Consider the following 20,642-nt stretch of genomic DNA (forward strand, 5'->3'; position numbering starts at 1 on the left):
GCTGCTCATTACGGCTGCTGATAGATATCCGGTCGGACAATATGCCAGACAAAATCCTCGCGGTTTATCGCTTCATAACCCACCTTTTGATACAACCACGGCGCAGTACCGGTCACCAGCATAATCCGCCGCAGCCGCTGCAACACCGGGTGTTCCAGCGTGCAATCCATCAACCAACGCGCTAACCCTTGTCCCTGGTAGTCCGGGGAGACAAACACATCGCACAGATAGCCAAAAGTGGCGTAATCCGTCACCAGACGCGCAAAACCAATCTGCTGGTGTTGATGGTACAGGCCAAAGCACAGGCTATTGTCGATAGACAACTGCACCGTCGGCAACGAAATGCCGCTCGCCCAGCTTGAAGTGGTCAAAAATGCGTGAGTAAAGGAGAGGTTCAGTTCACTTGTATCGCAGTTGATCCGGTATTCCCCTCGCTGCCACTGCCGGTTTTGCTCCATTGTTGTTCATCTCATTGATAATGATAGTTATCTGAATCCTGCCCTTGCCGTAATAGCTGACGACCTTATAAACATCGCTCTCACGCCGCCAAGTTGCAACAGACGTCGTACTTAAATTAATCAATAGCGTATATACTTTGAGCAAATGCGATGGCGATAAAATCGCCGGTTGTTGGTGCCAGCTGTGCGCCAGGTCGTGTTTTCACAGGGCTAAAGACGCTAACCTAATGAATTCGCAGGCAACACAGAGGGGGTGTACCATGTGGCAAGCCGTTAGCCGTCTGTTAAGTGAACATCTTGGCAGCGCAGAAATCCGCGAAAGGACCGAACTGCCCGGGGGAGAAATCCATCCGGCGTGGCGCGTGAGTTACGGTGACAATCAGGTGTTTGTCAAATGCGACGCTCGCGAACTGTTGCCCATCTTCACCGCCGAAGCCGACCAGCTGGCCTTGCTGGCGCGCAGTAAAACCGTGCGGGTTCCGCAGGTGTACGGCGTAGGCAGCGATCGCGATTACAGCTTCTTGCTGCTGGAATACCAAACCCTGAAACCTTTAGACGCCCATGGCGCTCACTGTCTCGGACAACAGCTGGCCCATTTACACAAGTGGAGCGAACAGCCGCAGTTTGGCCTCGACTTCGACAACGACCTGTCCACCACCCCACAGCCCAACGCCTGGCAGCGCCGCTGGTCAGAGTTTTTTGCCGAACAGCGCATTGGCTGGCAACTGCAGATGGCGGCAGAGAAAGGCATGACCTTTGGGGATATCGATGAGATTGTCGACATCGTGTATCTGCGTTTGCAGCATCATCAGCCGCAACCTTCTCTTCTGCACGGGGATTTGTGGCCGGCCAACTGCGCAATGACCGCCGACGGCCCACTGCTGTTCGATCCGGCCTGCTATTGGGGCGACAGAGAGTGTGATTTGGCCATGCTGCCGCTGTATCCGGAACTGCCGCCGCAGATTTACGACGGCTACCAGAGCGTCTGGCCGTTAGAGAGCGGCTTTATCGAACGTCAGCCGCTGTATCAACTGTATTACCTGCTCAACCGCAGTAACCTGTTCGGCGGGCAGCATCTGGTTCGGGCCCAACGCGCGGTGGAAGCGTTGCTGCATCCCGAGTCCCGATAAAATAAAGGCGCTGAAGTCAGCGCCTTTTTAATGAGCAGCCGTTATCAGGCCGCCCCGGCCAGTTGGCCGAGCAGCTTGATCACAAACCAGCCAATCACCGCAATCACCACCGGCAAAATGTACAGCGGGAAGTATTGCAGCAAGATGGTGTGGTGCGGCAGCGTAATGCGCTCTTCCAACTGCGCACGCGTATGCCCTTCGCTGCCTTTAGCCTGTTCGAGGATCATCTGATCTTCCAGGCCTTCGCGGATAAACTTCACCTGACGTGACATACGTGCGCCAGAGGCCTGCAGCGCCAGCCCGACAAAAATCAGAATATAAATGATGATAAACATCAGGTTCGCGCCGCTGAACAGGCTTTTTTCTACGTCCGGTACCGGCGAGTTATACCAGAAGATATTCAGGAACGGGGTGTTAAAGCGCACCATATCTACCATTACGTGAACGAAATCCAGCATTACTGCGTTGATGCCTTTGGTCTTTTCGCTGTGTTGATACACAAACATCAGCAGCGAGATCAGCGTTGACAGTAACGCAGGGATGAAAACCACCCAGCCAAGAATACGTTTTAAAATGGCAATGCGCCCAGCCTGTTGATACGTCATGTGTTCCCCTTGTAAGCGACGTAACCGTAATGGGCTAAGTCTACCTGTAGTTATTGAAACTCGCCCACCGTTTTCTTCAGCACTGCTGTGCTACAAGCGTAGCCGGGATTATCCGAAATCAACAGCTTAACGGCGAGCGCGCGTTGCCAGTAAATAGTTATATAGTTAAATCAAACCGTTTAAACAGGGGCCTTCATGATTCGGCTGATTATCTTATTGCTGGGCGCGCAAGCGCTGCGGGGGCAACGCCGCCTGCTAATGCTGTTCGGCTGGGCGTGGATCACCGTAGGCGCGCTGATGCTGTTCGATGTACTTCAGGACGGGCGTTCCGTGCTGGCGTTGGATGCGCTGGCAGTACTGCTGGCGCTGGAGGGATTAGTGGCGATTTCCGCCGCACTGGTGATCGGCTCATCCGCCAGTCGCCCAGTGATGCTGAAGGGATTGGGCTTTTTGTTTCTGGCCTTTTTAGTTTGGGACGTGCCCGCCGACGACAACATCGTCGCCACGCTGGTGTTTGGCAGCGCGCTACTGCTTGACGGTGCGGTTCGCATTGCTTCTTCTACGGTGATCCAGCACAGCCGCTGGAAACCGGTCGCGCTGGCGGGCAGCGGCGAAATCTTGCTTTCGCTGATGATTTTTATTGGCTGGCCGGTGCCGCATCGGATGACGGTTCCTTTTTGTATCGGCGTGATGATCCTGCTTTCCGGCTGGGCACTGCTACGCATTGCCCGCAGGTTGGAAAGCTTCTCGCTAAATCAGAACCCGCAGTTAGCCACTCAGCCGCAAACCAATGACGCTAATCCGCTCAGGGTGTATGTCTGGACACCGACGGGATCGGCAAAAGATGCCCGCAGGCGTTACATCGTCGATCGCTACATCGCGGCGGTGGACGGCAGCGGCAATATATCCACTGGCCATGCCGCCCTGGCGTTGGCACCGGACATGTATATCAGCCACTATCCGCTTAACGAAATCAGCCAGTCTGCACAAGATTTCCGCCGGCTATTGCACTCCGGCGAACAAAACAACGTCGACGGACGCTTTCTGCCCGATTTGCAACAGGAAGTGGCAGCCTGGTGCCCCCCGGACAAAAGAATACAGTTTCGCCGTTACAACCCGACGGCATTACGAGTCTTCTGGCAGCGTTATCGTCAGGATGCCACTTACAATCTGACTCGTCGCAACTGCTCCACCACGGTTATTCAGGCGCTCGATAGCGCGCTGGAAGGCGTACTTGGCGATAAACATCTGTGGCGGCGTTTCCTGTTGCTGATACTCGATCCCAACCTGTGGATGTTGGCGGTGCTGCGTAGCCGTGGCGAAAGCATGACCTGGACACCGGGGTTGGTGCTTGATTATGCCCGCATGCTGCAACAGGTCACCGAACGCCAGCATCAGCGCTGGTGGCTAAAAGTGCAGGAGATGTGGCGCATCCTGCGTTTTGGCAAGGCTCAGCCACGCAGGTAAAAATTTTAGTCTCAACGCCGGCGATGATAAAGTGTCGGGCACATTCACCGGCAGGAGTTAACCGATAATGGCCTATTCGCAACGCATTGAAACCGCTATTTTTGATATGGACGGTTTATTGATCGATTCAGAACCGCTGTGGCTACAGGCAGAACTGGATATCTTTGGCGCACTGGGGCTGGATTTGTCAGACCGCCACAAACTGCCGGATACCCTGGGTCTGCGCATCGATCTGGTGGTGAAGATGTGGTACCAGGCCATGCCGTGGCAAGGGGTGTCGCAAGAAGAAGTCTCTGCACGTATTATCGAGCGCGCCATCGAGCTGGTGCGTGAAAAACGCCCCCTGCTGCCTGGCGTACAACAGGCGCTGGAGCTGTGCCGCAGCCTGGATCTGAATATTGGCCTGGCCTCCGCCTCACCGCTGCACATGCAACAACAGGTGCTGCAGATGTTTGACCTCGAAGGCTACTTTGATCAACTTGTCTCCGCCGAGTACTTGCCTTACAGCAAGCCGCACCCGGAAGTGTACCTGATCGCCGCCGAGCGCCTGGGCAGCGATCCCCTACGCTGCATAACGCTGGAAGACTCGTTCAACGGCATGATTGCCACCAAGGCCGCGAGGATGCGTTCTATCGTGATCCCTGCGCATGAGTATCGTCATGATGGCCGTTGGGCGCTGGCCGACCACAAGCTCGATTCCCTTGAGCAACTGACCTCCGATCATCTGGCCTGATTTTCACGGCATCGGCTTACTGCCGGTGCCGCTAACCTGACTTCTCCCGCTTTTTCGTTGCTTAAGTTAAAAATTTGGCTGCACGTCATAAAATAAATAAAACATTATTTCATTTTTATTGAGTTACTGTAGCGGCCTCATTATGCTGCAGTTCAAGAAAGTCGCCGGACGTTAGGCACAGGCTGTCACTGCCACGCAGCCTTACCCTGTCGTCCGGCGCTTTCTCCTACGCCCATCCCCTTACCGCAGCAAAAGCGTACAGCACTTGGACATTTAAGTAACAAGCCGTTGTAAAACCGGGAAAAATAAACAATTGGTTACAGGGTAACTGCTTCCACTACTGGGAATTTTCCCATATACTGGATAAATTAACAGTTTATCAGCCGGAACAGCAGTATGACCGCGGAAGGACATCTTATTTTTTCTGTCGCTTGCGCGATTTTCGCCAAGAAGGCCGAGGTGACCCCAGAGCTGGCAACGGGCGACTGGTGGCACATCATCCCTGCCGCGCTGTTGACCTCACTGCTGCCCGATATCGATCACCCCAAGTCGGTACTGGGCCAACGGTTGCGCTGGATTGCCATTCCGATATCGCGCGCCTTCGGCCACCGCGGTTTTACCCATAGCCTGCTGGCGATCGCCGGCGGCATGGCGTTGTTCCAGCTTGACGTGCCGCGCAGTTGGCCGATTCCGGCCGACGTCCTGCATGCCATGATCATCGGTTACTTCAGCCATCTGCTGGCGGATATGCTCACTCCCGCCGGCGTCCCCCTACTCTGGCCATGCCGCTGGCGCTTTCGTCTGCCGCTGCTAAATTCTCAGAAAGGCAATCAGCTTGAGCGCGCCCTGTGCCTGTGTCTGGTGGCTTTCGCTATCTATTGGCAGGGCGGATGCACCATCCCAGTGCAGTCTTATTTTGAGCAAATAAAAAATATCAGACTGTGATCACATAAAAACGGACATTTAATAACCACCAAGTGCATAAATTAAACAAATTTGCGCAATGAGTTATATCAAATTCCATTTGGATATAAGTGAGCCGTTAAGCAAACTGTTACGATATTTAGTATCGCTACGCCATGGTGCATAGCCATTTTCATATAAGAAAAAATTTTGGAGACATTGGGGATGAATTTTCCGCTGGTTATTAACGTGGTGATTTTTGTCGCCCTCCTTTTGCTGTTGGCGCAAAGCCGCCATAAGCAATGGAGCCTGGCGAAAAAGGTACTGGTCGGCCTGGTCATGGGTGTGGTGTTCGGTTTGGCACTGCAGCTAGTGTACGGTTCGGACAATCCGGTACTGAAAGAATCCATCAGCTGGTTCAACATCGTCGGTAACGGCTATGTGCAACTGCTGCAAATGATTGTCATGCCGCTGGTCTTCGCCTCGATTCTGAGCGCGGTCGCCAAGCTGCATAACGCCTCTTCCCTGGGGAAAATCAGCTTCCTGACTATCGGCACCCTGTTGTTCACCACGCTGATTTCGGCGCTGGTGGGCGTGCTGGTAACTAACCTGTTCGGTCTGACCGCTGAAGGCTTGGTGCAGGGGGCGCAGGAAAGTGCGCGTCTGTCCGCAATCCAAAGCAACTATGTGGGCAAACTGGCCGACCTGACCGTACCGCAGATGGTGCTGTCCTTCATTCCTAAAAACCCGTTCGCCGATTTGACCGGTGCCAGCCCTACCTCGATCATCAGCGTGGTAATCTTCGCGACCTTCCTGGGTGTGGCGTCGCTGCAGCTGCTGAAAGACGACAAGCCGAAAGGTGAGCGCGTGCTGGTCGCTATCGACACCCTGCAGGCCTGGGTGATGAAGCTGGTGCGTCTGGTGATGAAACTGACTCCGTATGGCGTTCTGGCGCTGATGACCAAAGTGGTTGCCGGCTCTAACGTTCACGACATCATCAAACTGGGTAGCTTCGTCGTGGCCTCTTATCTGGGTCTGGCGATCATGTTTGCGGTGCACGCTGCCCTGCTGGCCTTCACCGGCGTTAATCCGCTGAAGTTCTTCCGCAAGGTATGGCCGGTCATCACTTTCGCCTTTACCAGCCGCTCCAGCGCCGCCAGCATTCCGCTGAACGTGGAAGCGCAAACCCGCCGCCTGGGCGTACCAGAATCCATTGCCAGCTTCTCGGCCTCGTTCGGCGCCACCATTGGCCAGAACGGCTGTGCAGGCTTGTACCCAGCGATGCTGGCGGTGATGGTGGCCCCAACCGTCGGGATTAACCCGCTGGACCCGGTGTGGATCGCGACCCTGGTCGGTATCGTCACCATCAGCTCCGCCGGTGTAGCCGGCGTGGGTGGCGGCGCGACTTTCGCTGCGCTGATCGTGCTGCCGGCAATGGGTCTGCCAGTGACGCTGGTTGCCCTGCTGATCTCCGTTGAACCGCTGATCGACATGGGCCGTACCGCACTGAACGTCAACGGCTCTATGGCGGCAGGTACCATCACCAGCCAACTGATGAAGCAAACAGACAAGTCCATTATGGACAGTGAAGACGAAGTGGAACTGGCTCACCAGTAAATCTCGTCGGCAATAAAGAACCGGGGCTTGTTCGCAGCCCCGGTTTTTTTATATCTGCAATCCACTCAGGGCCGTTCGCCCGCCGCCAGTCGCTGATTGATTTCAGCAATCACATCCGGCAGTTGTGCCAATGTATCAATCACGTAGTGCGCACCGGCGGAATACAGTTTATCGGTTGCCAAAGCGCGCCGCTTGTTAACTTCCGACTCACTCATTTGTTGGTATTCCTGCCAGGTAGCCCCAAACTCGTTACCCGACAGCGCCAGCCCGATGCTCCACATGCCTGCATTCAATCCTTCGCTGATACCCGGCACTGCATCATCCACTTTCACACAGTGCGCCACCGAATCGATACCCAGCGTAATCACGTTTTGCAGCGCCATCCACGGGCCTGGACGCCCACCAGCGGCCAAATCGTCAGTCGCAACCCAGTGATCCGGCGCGTAACCTCGCAGCGCCGCTGCCGGCGCCAGCACCTCCATCACCGCCCGCGGATAACCCGAACAGGAACCTATCTTGATGCCCTGCTCACGCAATGCAGCAATCACCTGTGGCACACCCTCAATCGGATCGGCAAAGTCGACCACCTTGGCGATTTGCAACGGCATAAAAGCCTGATACAGCGCGTCAATGTCCTGATGACTCATGGAGCGGCCCAACTGCTGCCGCCAACGCGCATCCACCTCGGGCAATTTGCCCAAAGCCTCAATGTGCTGCCATTTGCCCAACCCCATCGGAATGCGCGCCTCCGCCAGGCTGATGTCGATATCAAAGGTCTGCTTAAAGGCTTCAACAAAAATCTGCGTTGGCGCAAAGGAGCCGAAATCTACCGTGGTGCCGGCCCAGTCGAGTATCACTGCGTTAATCTGACTCATGCTCATCCTCATTGCTCCCAGTACATTGCCTGCCCGACCGCGGCCAGCAAACGTTCGATATCCTGCGGGTAAACTTCGCCGATATTGCCAATGCGGAAGCAGTCGCTCTGCGATACCTTGCCCGGATAGATGACAAAGCCCTGCTGTTTCAGGCGCTGATAGAACTCGGTAAAACGGTAAGTGTCGGCCTTCGGGGAATAGAACGCGGTGATGATCGGCGAGTGCAAATCATCCTCCAACAAGGTTTCGAACCCCAGCGCGCGCATCCCAGCCACCAGCCGCTGCTGGTTTGCCCGGTAACGAGCGTGGCGGGCATCGATCCCCCCTTCTTGCTCCAGCTCGCGCAGCGCCTGAGCAAAAGCCAGCACCGTATGCGTCGGCGAGGTAAAGCGCCATTTGCCGGCGTTATCTTCCATACAGCGCCACTGGGCATACAGATCCAACGACAGCGAACGCGAGCGCCCCGCGCACTTATCCAGTTCATTGCGGCGGGCAATCACAAAGGCGAAACCCGGCACGCCCTGAATGCATTTATTTGCCGAGCTGATCAGATAATCAATGCCCAGCGCATCGACATCCAGCGGGATACCGCCGAAACTGCTCATCGCATCCACGATCAGGGTTTTGCCATTTCGCGCCGCCAGGCCTGAGACGCGCTGCAGCGGATTCAGCATTCCCGTGGTGGTTTCACAATGCACCATGGCGATATGGCTGATGCCTGCATCGCCTTTCAATACCGCCTCCATCGCCTCAACATCCGGCTCATTCACTTCACCACAGTTGAACGCATGGTGATTGATGTCCATCAACCGGGCCATTTCGATCATCCGCGCACCATAAGCGCCGTTATTGACGATCAGCAATTTGTCCTGCGGCCCCATTACCGTGCCCAATACCGCTTCAACCGCAAAACTGCCGCTGCCTTGCAACAACACTGAGGTGTAGCCCGTTGACCGAGTCGCCAGCGCCTCGAGCTTCTGACGAATGTTCTGCACCACGCCCAGGTTGTAATCTTCATCCCAGGTACAGCTATCGAACAGCATCGCTTCCTTCACCGTTTTTGAGGTGGTCAACGGGCCAGGGGTTAACAGCAAATAATCGTGCTCAGACATTTCATTCACCCAATTGGTCTATACCAGATGAGTATTATACTGACCGCAACCTGGCCTTCGGGTCAAACGCCAACCGCAGGTGAAACAAAAAATTCATCTGGGCATGTATACCCCAAATAATTCGAGTTGCTTGTAGGCGGCAACTGAGTGAATCCCCAGGAGCTTACTCAAGTAAGTGACTGGGGTGAGTGAAGGCAGCTAACACCCAAGCCACTTGAAGTATGACGGGTATATAATGAGCGCGTGCCGTAATGCCATAGCGAGATGAAATGAAAGAACATCTGGGTGAGTTGCCCCACTACCTGCAAATCAAGGAACAGCTACAGGCGCGTATCACTCGCGGCGCGCTGCAGGCGGGCGATAAGCTGCCTTCCGAACGCGAGCTGTGCGCCATTTTCTCTACTACTCGTGTCACCGTACGGGAAAGCCTGGCGCAGTTGGAAGCCACCGGTGCCATCTACCGCGCCGACCGCAGGGGTTGGTTCGTTACGCCGGAAAGGTTGTGGTTGGATCCGACGCAGAACACCAACTTCCACCGGTTATGCCAGGAGCAGGGGCGCACGCCGCGCACTGAGCTGTTGTCCGCCGAAAAAACCGCGGTGCCACTCGACGTAATGCGACCATTAGCGCTGGAGCCGAATGACCCAATTTATCTGCTGCGCCGCGTACGCTATGCCGACGGCCGGGCTATTTGCTATTGCGAGAACCACTGCCTGCCGCAGCGGGTGCCTGAATTGCTCAACCAGGATCTTAACGGCAGCCTGACCGAGATTTATCAGCAACGGTACAATTTGATTTACCACCGGATGCACCTGTCGTTTTACCCTACCGCCCTGCCATACGCCGCCGCCACTGCGTTGGGCGCGATGGTTGGCCTGCCCGCACTGCTGCTGCGCCGGTTAAACTACGACCAGCACGGGCGAATTCTCGATTTTGATATCGAATACTGGCGACATGACAGCCTGCGCATTGAGGTCGATACGCTGTGATCTCTGCCCTGTGCCAAACAAAAAAGGGCGCCGCCGGTGAATGGCTGCGCCCTTGATTTGGTCAACTGACGGGATCAGTACGGGTAGTCGTGATAGCCCATTTGCTCGGAAATGTTGCGCGCGGCGGTGTGCAGACGTTTGACGTAATCTGCCCTGGCATCTTCAGAGTAACGAATCGACGGGAACGAAATGCTCAGGCCGGCGGTCACTACGCCAAAGCGGTCAAATACCGGCACCGCAATACAGCGCAGCCCTGCTTCTTGCTCTTCGATGTCCTCACCCACACCTTGCTCACGCACTTGATCCAACAGCGACAGCAGCGCCCCGGCATCGGTCAGGGTATTCGGCGTGCTGCGGGTAAATTCAATCTGCGACAGAATTTGCGCCACTTCCGCCCTATCGCGCCACGCCAACAACACTTTACCGATCGCGGTACTGTGCAACGGGTTACGCCGACCGATGCGTGAATACATGCGCAGGTTATATTGCGCGTCGATTTTATGGATATAAACAATGCTGTCTTCGTCCAGCGCCCCAAGGTGAATGGCTTCCCGAGTGTGATTCGACAGTTCACGCATTTGAACATCTGCAATACGGATCAGATCGACGTTCTGCAACGACTTGGCACCCAGTTCAAACAGTTTGAGCGTCAGGGCATATTTTTCCGTTTCCCCTTCCTGCGACACATAGCCCAACGACTTCATGGTCTGAAGAAAACGGTATACGGTACTTTTGGACATCATCACCCGCTGGGAAAGCTCTGTAATGCCAATCTCACGCTCCTCGCCCAGCGCCTGCAAGATACCGAATACCTTCAGCACGGAGGAAACCGCATCCGGTTGTTTGTCTGGATCTGCGTTCACCATAGTCAAAATCCTACCCAGCTTTTGTGTTTTAAGAAATTTGAACAAGGGTTTCAGTATACGCGGTACCGCAGAAGCCACGCAATCGGGCTGGGCTGAATGCAGGCTGGGATCTCATCGGTTATTACAATTGAACGGAAAAGTGTGGATGCAATCGCAGACGAACATGATTAGCATGGTAATACTCCCCCGGATTAATACCTTCGAGATCAACATGCGTTCTTGTACCGACGGCCTCCCCGTCCCGCAGCGCTATGGGGCAATCCTCGCCATTGCCCTCGGCATTACCGTTTCCGTGCTCGACGGCGCAATCGCCAACGTGGCGCTGCCGACTATCGCTCGCGACCTGAACGCCAGCCCAGCCAGCTCCATCTGGGTGGTGAACGCCTATCAGTTAGCCATCACCATTTCCCTGCTGTCGCTGGCCTCGCTCGGCGATCTGATTGGCTATCGCCGCATCTATCAGGCCGGTTTGCTGGTCTTCAGCGTGACCTCACTGTTTTGCGCACTGTCCGACTCGCTGACGACACTGACTATTGCTCGCGTGCTTCAGGGGTTTGGCGCCGCCGCCATCATGAGCGTCAACACCGCACTGATCCGCATTATCTATCCGCAACGTTTTCTCGGACGCGGCATGGGCATCAACTCGCTGATTGTCGCCTTTTCTTCGGCTGCCGGGCCCACGGTGGCGGCGGCAATCCTCTCGGTTGCCTCGTGGCAATGGCTGTTTGCCATCAACTTGCCGATCGGCATTGTGGCGTTGCTGCTGGGGATGAAATATCTTCCCGCCAATAGTCAGAAGAGCACCAATCAGCGTTTCGACCCAACCAGTGCGGTGATGAACGCCCTGACTTTCGGGCTGCTGATCACCGCCATCAGCGGTTTTGCCCAGGGCCAGAGCCTGACGTTGATTTTCAGTGAAATCGCCGCGCTGCTGGTCATTGGCTTCTTCTTTGTCCGCCGCCAGCTGCGCCAGGAATTTCCGCTGCTGCCGGTAGACCTGCTGCGTATCCCGATTTTCGCCCTGTCGATGGGCACCTCAATCTGTTCCTTTACCGCACAAATGCTGGCGATGGTCTCGTTACCATTCTTTCTGCAAGGGACGCTGGGCCGCGATGAGGTCGCCACCGGGCTGTTGCTGACCCCCTGGCCGCTGGCGATTATCGTCATGGCACCATTGGCCGGGCGGCTGGTGGAGCGGATCCACGCCGGATTATTGGGTTGCATCGGCCTGGCGGTGTTTGCATTGGGGTTATTCTTGCTGGCATTGCTGCCGCATAACCCTTCCGATCTGGATATCATTTGGCGCATGGTGCTGTGCGGCGCCGGCTTCGGGCTGTTTCAATCGCCCAATAACCACACCATTATTTCCGCCGCCCCGCGCAACCGCAGCGGCGGTGCCAGCGGCATGTTGGGTACCGCCCGCCTATTGGGGCAGACTTCCGGTGCCGCACTGGTGGCGCTGATGTTCAATTTGTTCCCCACTTCCGGTACCCACGCTTCGTTGATTCTGGCCGGTACCTTTGCCACGCTGGCGGCGGCAGTCAGCAGCCTGCGCATTACCCAACCGCGTGCGCAAGCGGTAGAAAACAGTGAGCAAGCCAAATAGCAGGCATAAAAATGTTATCGGCCAGTCATTGCGTAGCGAAGATGACGTTGACGTTTTTTCCTGAGGTCTTGAGCCGTTGCCGGATGCGGGCCGTGAAAGACGGCTCATCAAGGAATAGCCACGCTTCCTTGAGAATCAGCAACGCGGGCACGCTGTCGAAACAGACGCGCGGTTCAGGCGTGTGCCGGGCGTGGTTCGTGCGAACGCACCATGCCCAGTTCTTAGACTACGGCAAGCAACGGAAATGCCGCAGCGCCATCGTCATTCCCTCTTGGAAGGTTGCATTGTGCGAGGTTCGCCAAGAACCGCCAACGCCTTGAGCACGAACAATCCGCCCACGCCTGCGACCAGGGCCAGCGCGATGGCGAACAGCGTGGCGCCGCCCGCCAGCCCAAGCCTGTCGATCAGATAGCCGGCCGCAACCGGCAGCAGCCCCGCCGGGATATAGCCGCCGATGTTGAACACTGCATTCGCCTCGGCGCGCCGTCCGTCGGGCACATGCAGACCAATCAGGGTCAGGCCACCCAACTGACCCAGGCCCTGCCCGGCCCCCGCCAGCAGCGCCGCAACCACCAGCATCGATGCGAGCGAGGCATGCACGGCGATGCCCAGACTCGCCATCGCCAATACCGTGGCCGTGGTGCTGGCCAGGAAGATCGAGCGTATCGGCCAGTGGCGCACCGCGAACTGCACGCCTGTGGCGGTCAGGAACATGGCGCAGGCCATGCCGCCGGCGATCATGGGGCTGCGCACGTCGAGCAGCCGGGACAGCAGCGATGGCCCCAACGCCAACACGAACGAGGTTGCAGTGATGCCCGGCCCGAAAGTGGCGATGCCGCAGGCCAAATGCCGCCGATTGGCGACGGGCACCGTGGGTAGCCGAAGGCGCAATGGTTCGCCGCCGGATCGAGCCGGACGGCACAAAGGCAACAAGCAGGCAACGGCCAGCGCACTGCCGAGGACGGCCAGTTCGATGGCGAACACCGACAGGATCGGATGCGCCCGCGTTTGCGCCAAGCCCCCCGCGAGCAGCGGGCCCAGTCCGGCTCCGAACACCATCGACACCGAAGCCAGCAACGCCGCCTGGCGCCTGCGATCGCTGCCGCCCAGGTCGCCGACGGCCGCCATACCAGCCGATACCATGACGCCCACGGCGATGCCCGTCAGCAGCCGGGCAATGCCCAAAGCCAGCACTGACTGTGCACCGGCGAACAGCAGGCAGGCCGTCAGCGCGGCCAGCAGGCCCGGCAGCAGGATCGGCCTGCGGCCATAGCGGTCGGACAACTGCCCGGCGACCAGCAAGGTGCCCAGCAACCCGGCGATGTAGAGGGCGAAGATAACCGTCAGCATGCCGGTGGAGAATCCGATTTCCTGCTGCCAGTAGACGTACAGCGGCGTCGGCGAGTTGGACAGCATGAACACGGCCGTCACCAGCCATGCCGCACCCCACATGGACACCGTCGATGGGCGGCCGGTCATGGATGAGCCTCTCCGGCGTTCTGCATCGCTGCGTCGACCACCCCGATGGGAAACTCCGACAGCGCGTATTCCGCCAAAACTTCGGCGGTGGTACGCCGCATCGGTTTCAGATTCAACGCGACGAGGGCCACCCCTTGCGCCTGTTGCCGCATCCAAAGGGAGACCCGCGCATAGGCCCGATGCTGGGTAAGGTCGCTCGGTAAGGAACCTGTCCCGGCCTGGCTCATACCGCCGCTCCCACATCTTCATGGGCACGCGAACGGCCGAGCAAGGCAAACACCAGCAATGCCGTCAGTGCCGACGACGCGGCCAGGACGTACAAGACCCAGCGGAATGCGTGGTCGTAGGTTGCCAACAGCAAGGCGCGTTCACCGGGCACCAGCGCGGACGCCTGCGCCAGATCGCCCAGCGCCGCACGGTTGGCGGCCTCGATCACAACGGCTGGAGCAGCCGCGTCCAAGGCGCCGAGCAATCCAGCCTGGAGCAGGAACGACAACAGCGCACCCGCCACTGCAATGGCAATACCGTCAGCCGAGACGCGCACGCAGTTGAAGATCCCTGTCGCCATGCCCGCGCGTTCTTTCTCCACTACGCTCACGGCCATGCCATCCATCAACCCCCACGGCAGGCCAATACCGATACCGATAAGCGCCAGCGGCACCACCAACGCGGCACCAGCCCCTCCCGCCAGCACCTGGCCCAGCCAGATCAGCCCGACCGCCACCAGCAGCAGCCCGACGCCGGACAATATGCCGGAGGTAAACCAGCGCGACAGTAGCGCGGCAAGGAACGGCACCACCAGCAGCGGCGCAGCCAGGGCAATCATCATTTGCCCCGCTTCGAGCGCGCCCAGCCCGTCGATACCGATGAAACGGCCTGGCAGCATCACGATCAGCGTGACGAAAAAGAAGGCCGGCGACGCGCCCAGCATCTGCACGCCGACGAAACGCGCACGGCTGAACAACGATAGGTCGAGCATAGGGCGGGCGACACGACGCTCGATCCGCACGAAGGCCACGAACAGCACGACCGCCGCCAGCAGCGAGCCGATGACCGCGGCGCTGCGCCAGCCGTCCTCCGGCGCCAGCAGGATGCCGTAGGTGAACAAAGTTAGTGCGGCGGTGAAGCTGATAGCGCCCGGCCAGTCCAGGCCCTTGGCCTGCGGGTCACGGGACTCCGTGGCGCTGGCCCAAACCAGCCCGAAGCCGGCCACACCGATCAGTGCCGTCGCCAGGAACACCCAGCGCCAGCCGGCAATTTCCACCAACCCGCCCGCCGCCAGCGGCCCGAAGGCCAAACCGATGCCGAACGTGGTGCCAAGCAGGCTGAATACCCGTGTGCGGATCGAGCCATGGAAGGTCTGCGCCAGCGAAGACATGGCGCCGGCGAAGGCGGCTGCGCCACCCAGGCCTTGAGCCAGGCGCAGGCCGTCGATCCAGCCGACCGAGGGTGCCAGCGGAATGGCGAACGTCACCAGCACGAACAGCGCCAGCCCAACCAGCCACACGCGCTTGCGGCCATAGGTATCGGTCAGACTTCCGGCCGCCATCATGGCGCTGCCGTAGGTCAGGATGTAGCCATTAACCACCCAGTTCAATTGCACTGCCGTCCCGCCCAGCTCCTGACTGATGGACGGCAGCACGACGGCTGGCCCGGTGAAGCACAACGGGATCAGGATGCCGGTGAGGCAAGCGGCCAGCAGTTGCAGCCAGTCGCGGCCGTTAGTACCGCCAATGGCGGCCGAGGCGTGTGTCATGGAAAAACTCCGCTAAAGAATCCGTGAAGGGACAGGCAGACACCAAAGCCATAGCTCGAAAGACAAGACAGCCGCATCCAACCTGTGCAGCCGTCAGCGTATGCGTTCGCACGGTTAAGAAAAATAGGCTAAGGTTCCGAACATATCGGACAAATATTCCTAGATGGGCGACGCAATGGATTTCCTCAACGGCATCGAGTTCTTCGTGCAGGCGGCCGAAGCCCGCAGCTTTTCTGAGGCTGGGCGAGTGCTCGGCATCTCGTCTTCCGCCGTAGGCAAGAGCGTAGCGCGGCTTGAAGAACGGCTGGGTGTGCGCCTGTTCCATCGCAGCACGCGCAGCATCACACTAACGGCCGAAGGCGCTTTGTTCCTTGAGCGTTGCCGGCGTATCCTCTCCGAAGTCGAAGCCGCGGAGCTGGAACTGTCGGAAACCCGGCAGGCGCCCCGAGGCAAGCTGCGCGTGAGCCTGCCGTTGGTCAGCGGCCTGGTCATGCCGGCGCTGACGGCCTTCATGCACCGCTACCCGGCCATCGAGCTGGATGTGGATTTCTCGGATCGGATGGTCGATGTGATCGAGGATGGATTCGATGCCGTCATTCGCACCGGGGAGCCAGCGGACTCCCGGCTGATGTCGCGTCCACTGGGCACCTTTAAGCTGCTGCTGATCGGTGCGCCCCGGTACTTCGCCGCACGCGGCACGCCAAGTGTGCCGTCCGACCTCACGGGCCATTCCTGCCTGCAACACAAGTTCCCGAGCACCGGAAAGTTCGAGCCGTGGCCCTTGCGCATGCGGGAGGGCGAAGCGGAACCTGTCCTCCCGGCCTCGATGGTGTGCAATACCACCGAGGCCCTGGTTCACGTCGCCCGCGATGGCCTCGGGATCGCCTGCCTGCCGGACTTCATGGTGTGCGACGCGATCATGGCGGGCGAGCTGGTGACGGTGTTGGACGACTTCAACCAGCACCAGGGCACCTTCCGCATGCTCTGGCCGTCGAGCAAGCACCTGGCGCCGAAGCTGCGCGCGTTCATCGACTTCATGAGCGCGGAGCTTTTTAAGTCCTGATGGTTCACGATCGGCTCGAGGGAGATCGAATCAATCTTACCCAATGAACAGCGTGGCCTGCGCAGGCGTTCGCCTCTGTCTGCTTGTATGAAAGCTTCTCCATCAGCCCGGCGACGCCTGAAATAAAAAACCCCGGCAAGCCGGGGTTTTTTACGTTCTTTGGGTTACTTCAGGTACTGGCCTGAACGCAGCGCTTCGATACGTTTATCGAGCGGCGGGTGAGACATGAAGAGTTCGCTGAACGACTTGGATTTGCCGTTAATGCAAAACGCCATCATGCTGCCTGCTTCCTGCGGTTCATAGCTGGTTTTCAGCCGTTGCAGCGCCGCGATCATCTTCTCGCGGCCCACCAGTTTGGCGGAGCCTGCGTCGGCGTAGAACTCACGGTGACGCGAGAACCACATGGTGATGATGCTGGCCAGGATACCGAACACCAGTTCCAACACCATCGACACGGCAAAATAGATCATCGGGTTGCCGTTACCTTCCCCTTCACCGTCACGGTTACCCAGGAAGCCGGCGGCCACCTGCGCAATCAGGCGCGAGATAAAGATCACGAAGGTGTTCACGATACCCTGAATCAGCGTCATGGTCACCATGTCACCGTTAGCGACGTGACTGATTTCATGGGCGATAACCGCCTCCGCTTCGTCACGGCTCATGCTCTGCAGCAGACCGGTACTGACGGCGACCAACGAAGCGTTGCGACGCGCGCCGGTGGCGAAGGCGTTAATGTCCGGTGCGTGATAAATAGCGACCTGCGGCATGGCAATGCCCGCCTGCTGCGACTGACGACGTACCGTTTCCAGCAGCCAGTTTTCGGTTTCGTTACGCGGCTGTTCAATCACTTCCCCGCCAACGGAGCGCAGCGCCATCCATTTGGACATCAGCAGTGAGACAAAAGAACCGCCGAAGCCGAACAGACCGGCCATGATCATCAGGCCCTGAACGCTACTGGATTGGATTCCTGTCAGGCTGAGCACCAGCCCGAAAACCAACATCACCGCCAGGTTGGTGAGCAGGAACAGAGCTATACGCATCATAAAATGTTTACTTCCTCATAAATGTTAACAAAACGCTGCCTTGGATACCCTAGATCGTATGGGCATTCATCACAGTTTCAAGAGTTGTACGCCATTAACCTACTAAAAATACGAAACTTTACAAAAACGGCGCTTCAGCAATACTCCCCAAATTGTAAACGATTGTTGCGTAAAGCGGCGAGTTTTTATGGGAATTTTATCTGCGACCCAATCCGATCAACCGAACAAAATTCCGTCCCCTGCACAGGAAGCAAAGTGTCCGCCAGCCCCAGCCGGTAAGATTTACGTCACAAAGCGCTACCCTTACCGTCGCTCCCTGATCTATTTCCTCGCCGGCGGCAACTGGGCTTACGCAACCGCAAGAAAGCGGGCTGCACACCGGCCTCGCACTTCGAGGGGCGGTATTTTAACGCTGTGGTTTACGTCCCAGCCCGCCCAGATGGGTATCTGCAAAGCCGCTAGCGTATTTCAGCCCATAACCCAAGGCTCGATCAAAACCGATATGCGCGCCCCAAATCAACGCCGCCATCAACCAGTGTGGCTGTTGGGTTCCCGCAAATACCAGGCCGCACAACGCCGGTCCAATATAAGAGTGGGCAAGGTTATAGCCGATGGCCCCCGCTTTTTTACCCAATACATAGGCCAGAAAAGAGATGTCGGGGATCAGGAAACAGGCGGCAAACAATCCCCAACGGTAGTGTTGTCCGTGGTATATCACCACGGACAGTATCAACACCAGCACGGCTTCAAAACGGAGTACAGCGCGCATTGACGGGCTTAAGTCGCTCATCGTGACCTCACAAAACGTTTAATTTCGACTCGGGGCCCTGACCGCGCCCATTAAAAAACGCACCCGAAGGTGCGTTTTTCTTTTTGGTGCTTGGCTGCGTTACTTCGTCGCCGCTGGCTGCGCCTGTTCAAGGTGCGCCAGATCCAGAGCGATATGCACGGTTTCATCCAGGTATGGGTCGGGCTCCTGGTAATCCTTCGGCAGATCCTCCAGCTTCTTCAACGGCTTTTTACCGGCGCGCTGCAGGCGGTCATTAATGCGCTGCAGACGGGTAGCGTCATCATCGTGGTTCTCTTTCTCACGCTGGGCAAGATTGAGTGAAACGATGTTGCGCTTGTCCTTCAGCGCCTTGTAATGCGCGATATCCTGCGCGATGTACTGGAACTCAGGATCCTTGGCGATACGCTGCTCGTGATCTTTCAGCAATTCAGGATCGAAAGGCTTCAGATCGCCAGTTTTGGTGTAGGTCGCCGCATTAATACTGTCCCACGGCATCGCATTGTCTTCAAAGGCTTCACCGGTTTCCGCCGGATCAATGCCGCTCGGCATCAGGATATCCGGGGTTACGCCTTTACGCTGGGTACTGCCGCCATTCACGCGGTAGAACTTCTGAATGGTGTATTGCACCGAGCCCAACGCCGGCCATTCCGGACGCAGCATCTGGTCGTAAATGCGGTTCAGCGAACGGTACTGCTGGACGGTGCCTTTACCGAAGGTCGGTTCACCGACGATCAGCGCGCGGCCGTAGTCCTGCATCGCCGCAGCAAAGATCTCGGAAGCCGAGGCGCTGAAGCGGTCAACCAGCACCACCAGCGGCCCTTTGTAGTAGGTCACGCCGTCGGTGTCCGCGTCTTCACGCACCTTGCCGTTGTTGTCACGTACCTGCACCACCGGTCCGCTCGGAATGAACAGACCGGACAGTGATACCGCTTCGGTCAGCGCGCCGCCGCCGTTGGTGCGCAGATCGATGATCAGGCTCTTGACGTTCTGCTTGGCCATCTTCTGCAACTGAACTTTCACATCATCGGTCAGGCCAACGTAGAAGCCTGGGATGTCCATCACCGCGACTTTCTCTTTGCCGACGGTCTTGATGGTCATCTTCACCGCGCGATCTTCCAGACGAATACGCTCGCGGGTCAGTGTGACCACACGGGTTTTGGTGCCTTTGCCCGCAGGCAGAATATCCAGGCGCACTTTGCTGCCCTTTGGCCCTTTGATCAGCGAAACCACATCGTCCAGACGCCAGCCGATAACATCAACCATAGGTTTACCCGCCTGGCCAACGCCGACAATACGGTCACCCACGGTGATCGCCTTGCTCTTCGCCGCTGGGCCACCCGGTACCATGGAATTGATCAGGGTGTAGTCGTCATCCATCTGCAGCACTGCACCGATGCCTTCCAATGACAGGCTCATTTCGGTGTTGAACTGTTCGGTATTGCGCGGGGACAGATAATTGGTATGCGGGTCGATTTCATGCGCGAAGGCATTCATCGCCAGTTGGAATACGTCTTCGCTGTTGCTTTGCGTCAGGCGCTTAATAGCGAACTGATAGCGTTTGGTCAGCGTTTCGCGAATTTCCTTGTCGGTCTTGCCGGTCAGTTTGAGGTTCAGCTCGTCATATTTGACTTTGGCATCCCACAGGCTGTCCAGTTCGGCCTTGTCTTTCGGCCACGGCGCTTTGCTGCGGTCGAGATCGATAGTGTCGTTGCCGGTGAAGCTCATTGGCTTTTCCAGCAGCGACAAGGCATAGGTGTAACGCTCAAAACGGCGTTTTTGGGCCAGATTGTACAGCGCGTATGGCGTATCCAGCTTACCGCTTTTCAGCTCTTCGCCAAGCTGGTTGCGCTTGTCGGCGAATTGCGCCACGTCGGAGGCCAGCAACACGTTATGGTTGTAGTCCAGCATATTCAGGTAACGATCGAAGATCTTGCCTGAAAAGTCCGCATCGAGGGCAAACTGGCGGTAATGAGAGCGAGTGAAGCGCGAGGTTACGCGCTCACTCACCGTTGCATGTTGCGGTTCCTGCTTAAGCTGGGGCAGTTGATCGATGCGGATGTTGGCTGTGTCCGCTCCGTAACTGACGCCCGCCCACAACAGACCCGCGACTGCTGTTAATCTGACAAATTTGTTCATGCCTTGGTTGGCCT

At 57.5% G+C, this 20,642-nt stretch carries 19 protein-coding genes; 8 read left to right on the forward strand and 11 right to left on the reverse strand.

Annotated features, from left to right (window positions below):
* Nucleotides 1-8 precede the first annotated feature (8 nt).
* Nucleotides 9-458 carry a GNAT family N-acetyltransferase gene (locus ACMGG1_RS13260; RefSeq protein WP_176983977.1) on the reverse strand — a complete coding sequence of 150 codons (450 nt, stop codon included), beginning with the start codon at nucleotides 456-458 and terminating at the stop codon, nucleotides 9-11.
* 260 nt (nucleotides 459-718) lie between these two features.
* Between ACMGG1_RS13260 and ACMGG1_RS13265 the strand changes: the two genes are divergently transcribed.
* Nucleotides 719-1,588 (forward strand): fructosamine kinase family protein, encoded by an 870-nt coding sequence (locus tag ACMGG1_RS13265; protein WP_020826564.1) that lies wholly within the window; start codon nucleotides 719-721, stop codon nucleotides 1,586-1,588.
* A gap of 44 nt (nucleotides 1,589-1,632) precedes the next feature.
* Here ACMGG1_RS13265 and ACMGG1_RS13270 read toward each other — a convergent pair whose 3' ends face one another.
* Nucleotides 1,633-2,193, reverse strand: a complete 561-nt coding sequence (locus tag ACMGG1_RS13270) for a YniB family protein (RefSeq protein ID WP_020826563.1) — start codon at nucleotides 2,191-2,193, stop codon at nucleotides 1,633-1,635.
* Nucleotides 2,194-2,388: 195 nt separating this feature from the next.
* Between ACMGG1_RS13270 and ACMGG1_RS13275 the strand changes: the two genes are divergently transcribed.
* The 4 genes from ACMGG1_RS13275 (at nucleotide 2,389) to ACMGG1_RS13290 (ending at nucleotide 6,913) form a co-directional block, all read left to right on the forward strand.
* Nucleotides 2,389-3,660: an HdeD family acid-resistance protein gene (locus ACMGG1_RS13275; RefSeq protein WP_262255359.1), complete on the forward strand. Its 1,272-nt coding sequence runs from the start codon at nucleotides 2,389-2,391 to the stop codon at nucleotides 3,658-3,660.
* Nucleotides 3,661-3,727: 67 nt separating this feature from the next.
* Nucleotides 3,728-4,393 carry a hexitol phosphatase HxpB gene (gene hxpB / locus ACMGG1_RS13280; protein WP_020826561.1) on the forward strand — a complete coding sequence of 222 codons (666 nt, stop codon included), beginning with the start codon at nucleotides 3,728-3,730 and terminating at the stop codon, nucleotides 4,391-4,393.
* Between the two features lie 396 nt (nucleotides 4,394-4,789).
* Entirely contained in the window at nucleotides 4,790-5,338 is a 549-nt protein-coding gene (locus tag ACMGG1_RS13285) for a metal-dependent hydrolase (RefSeq protein WP_020826560.1), read from the forward strand.
* A gap of 183 nt (nucleotides 5,339-5,521) precedes the next feature.
* Nucleotides 5,522-6,913: an L-cystine transporter gene (locus ACMGG1_RS13290; protein ID WP_020826559.1), complete on the forward strand. Its 1,392-nt coding sequence runs from the start codon at nucleotides 5,522-5,524 to the stop codon at nucleotides 6,911-6,913.
* A 65-nt stretch (nucleotides 6,914-6,978) separates the two neighbouring features.
* Here the strand turns inward: ACMGG1_RS13290 and phnX are convergent, their stop codons facing one another.
* Both phnX and phnW read right to left on the reverse strand, forming a co-directional pair.
* On the reverse strand, nucleotides 6,979-7,788 hold the full coding sequence (phnX, locus tag ACMGG1_RS13295; RefSeq protein WP_020826558.1) for a phosphonoacetaldehyde hydrolase: 810 nt from the start codon (nucleotides 7,786-7,788) through the stop codon (nucleotides 6,979-6,981).
* 8 nt (nucleotides 7,789-7,796) lie between these two features.
* Nucleotides 7,797-8,900 carry a 2-aminoethylphosphonate--pyruvate transaminase gene (gene phnW / locus ACMGG1_RS13300; RefSeq protein WP_414160724.1) on the reverse strand — a complete coding sequence of 368 codons (1,104 nt, stop codon included), beginning with the start codon at nucleotides 8,898-8,900 and terminating at the stop codon, nucleotides 7,797-7,799.
* Between the two features lie 269 nt (nucleotides 8,901-9,169).
* On the opposite strand from phnW, the gene phnR reads away from it, so the two are divergent.
* Complete coding sequence (phnR, locus tag ACMGG1_RS13305; protein WP_122079031.1) at nucleotides 9,170-9,889, forward strand: phosphonate utilization transcriptional regulator PhnR; 720 nt, start codon at nucleotides 9,170-9,172, stop codon at nucleotides 9,887-9,889.
* A gap of 74 nt (nucleotides 9,890-9,963) precedes the next feature.
* Here the strand turns inward: phnR and kdgR are convergent, their stop codons facing one another.
* On the reverse strand, nucleotides 9,964-10,755 hold the full coding sequence (kdgR, locus tag ACMGG1_RS13310; protein WP_122079028.1) for a DNA-binding transcriptional regulator KdgR: 792 nt from the start codon (nucleotides 10,753-10,755) through the stop codon (nucleotides 9,964-9,966).
* A gap of 211 nt (nucleotides 10,756-10,966) precedes the next feature.
* On the opposite strand from kdgR, the gene ACMGG1_RS13315 reads away from it, so the two are divergent.
* On the forward strand, nucleotides 10,967-12,361 hold the full coding sequence (locus tag ACMGG1_RS13315) for an MFS transporter (protein WP_130015827.1): 1,395 nt from the start codon (nucleotides 10,967-10,969) through the stop codon (nucleotides 12,359-12,361).
* A 261-nt stretch (nucleotides 12,362-12,622) separates the two neighbouring features.
* Here the strand turns inward: ACMGG1_RS13315 and ACMGG1_RS13320 are convergent, their stop codons facing one another.
* Genes ACMGG1_RS13320 through ACMGG1_RS13330 form a run of 3 tightly spaced genes read right to left on the reverse strand, consistent with a single transcriptional unit; the run spans nucleotide 12,623 to nucleotide 15,596 of the window.
* On the reverse strand, nucleotides 12,623-13,840 hold the full coding sequence (locus ACMGG1_RS13320; RefSeq protein WP_414160725.1) for an MFS transporter: 1,218 nt from the start codon (nucleotides 13,838-13,840) through the stop codon (nucleotides 12,623-12,625).
* The gene (locus ACMGG1_RS13325) at nucleotides 13,837-14,067 is read right to left on the reverse strand and encodes a hypothetical protein (protein ID WP_122079021.1); all 231 of its coding nucleotides are present in this window, start codon (nucleotides 14,065-14,067) and stop codon (nucleotides 13,837-13,839) included. Before ACMGG1_RS13325 ends, ACMGG1_RS13320 begins: the two co-directional genes overlap by 4 nt.
* Complete coding sequence (locus tag ACMGG1_RS13330) at nucleotides 14,064-15,596, reverse strand: MFS transporter (RefSeq protein ID WP_262215066.1); 1,533 nt, start codon at nucleotides 15,594-15,596, stop codon at nucleotides 14,064-14,066. Before ACMGG1_RS13330 ends, ACMGG1_RS13325 begins: the two co-directional genes overlap by 4 nt.
* 175 nt (nucleotides 15,597-15,771) lie before the next feature.
* Between ACMGG1_RS13330 and ACMGG1_RS13335 the strand changes: the two genes are divergently transcribed.
* On the forward strand, nucleotides 15,772-16,659 hold the full coding sequence (locus ACMGG1_RS13335; protein ID WP_046373767.1) for a LysR family transcriptional regulator: 888 nt from the start codon (nucleotides 15,772-15,774) through the stop codon (nucleotides 16,657-16,659).
* A gap of 164 nt (nucleotides 16,660-16,823) precedes the next feature.
* On the opposite strand, the gene htpX is transcribed toward ACMGG1_RS13335, so the two are convergent.
* From htpX to prc, 3 genes are all read right to left on the reverse strand, one after another.
* On the reverse strand, nucleotides 16,824-17,702 hold the full coding sequence (htpX, locus tag ACMGG1_RS13340; protein ID WP_020826553.1) for a protease HtpX: 879 nt from the start codon (nucleotides 17,700-17,702) through the stop codon (nucleotides 16,824-16,826).
* Between the two features lie 406 nt (nucleotides 17,703-18,108).
* Nucleotides 18,109-18,492, reverse strand: coding sequence for a DUF4260 domain-containing protein (locus ACMGG1_RS13345; RefSeq protein WP_414160726.1), 384 nt, complete (start codon nucleotides 18,490-18,492; stop codon nucleotides 18,109-18,111).
* 99 nt (nucleotides 18,493-18,591) lie between these two features.
* The gene (prc, locus tag ACMGG1_RS13350) at nucleotides 18,592-20,628 is read right to left on the reverse strand and encodes a carboxy terminal-processing peptidase (RefSeq protein ID WP_128864327.1); all 2,037 of its coding nucleotides are present in this window, start codon (nucleotides 20,626-20,628) and stop codon (nucleotides 18,592-18,594) included.
* Nucleotides 20,629-20,642: the final 14 nt, after the last annotated feature.

Origin of the sequence: Serratia sp. BNK-12, from assembly GCF_047456085.1 — a bacterium.
Taxonomy (GTDB): domain Bacteria; phylum Pseudomonadota; class Gammaproteobacteria; order Enterobacterales; family Enterobacteriaceae; genus Serratia; species Serratia liquefaciens.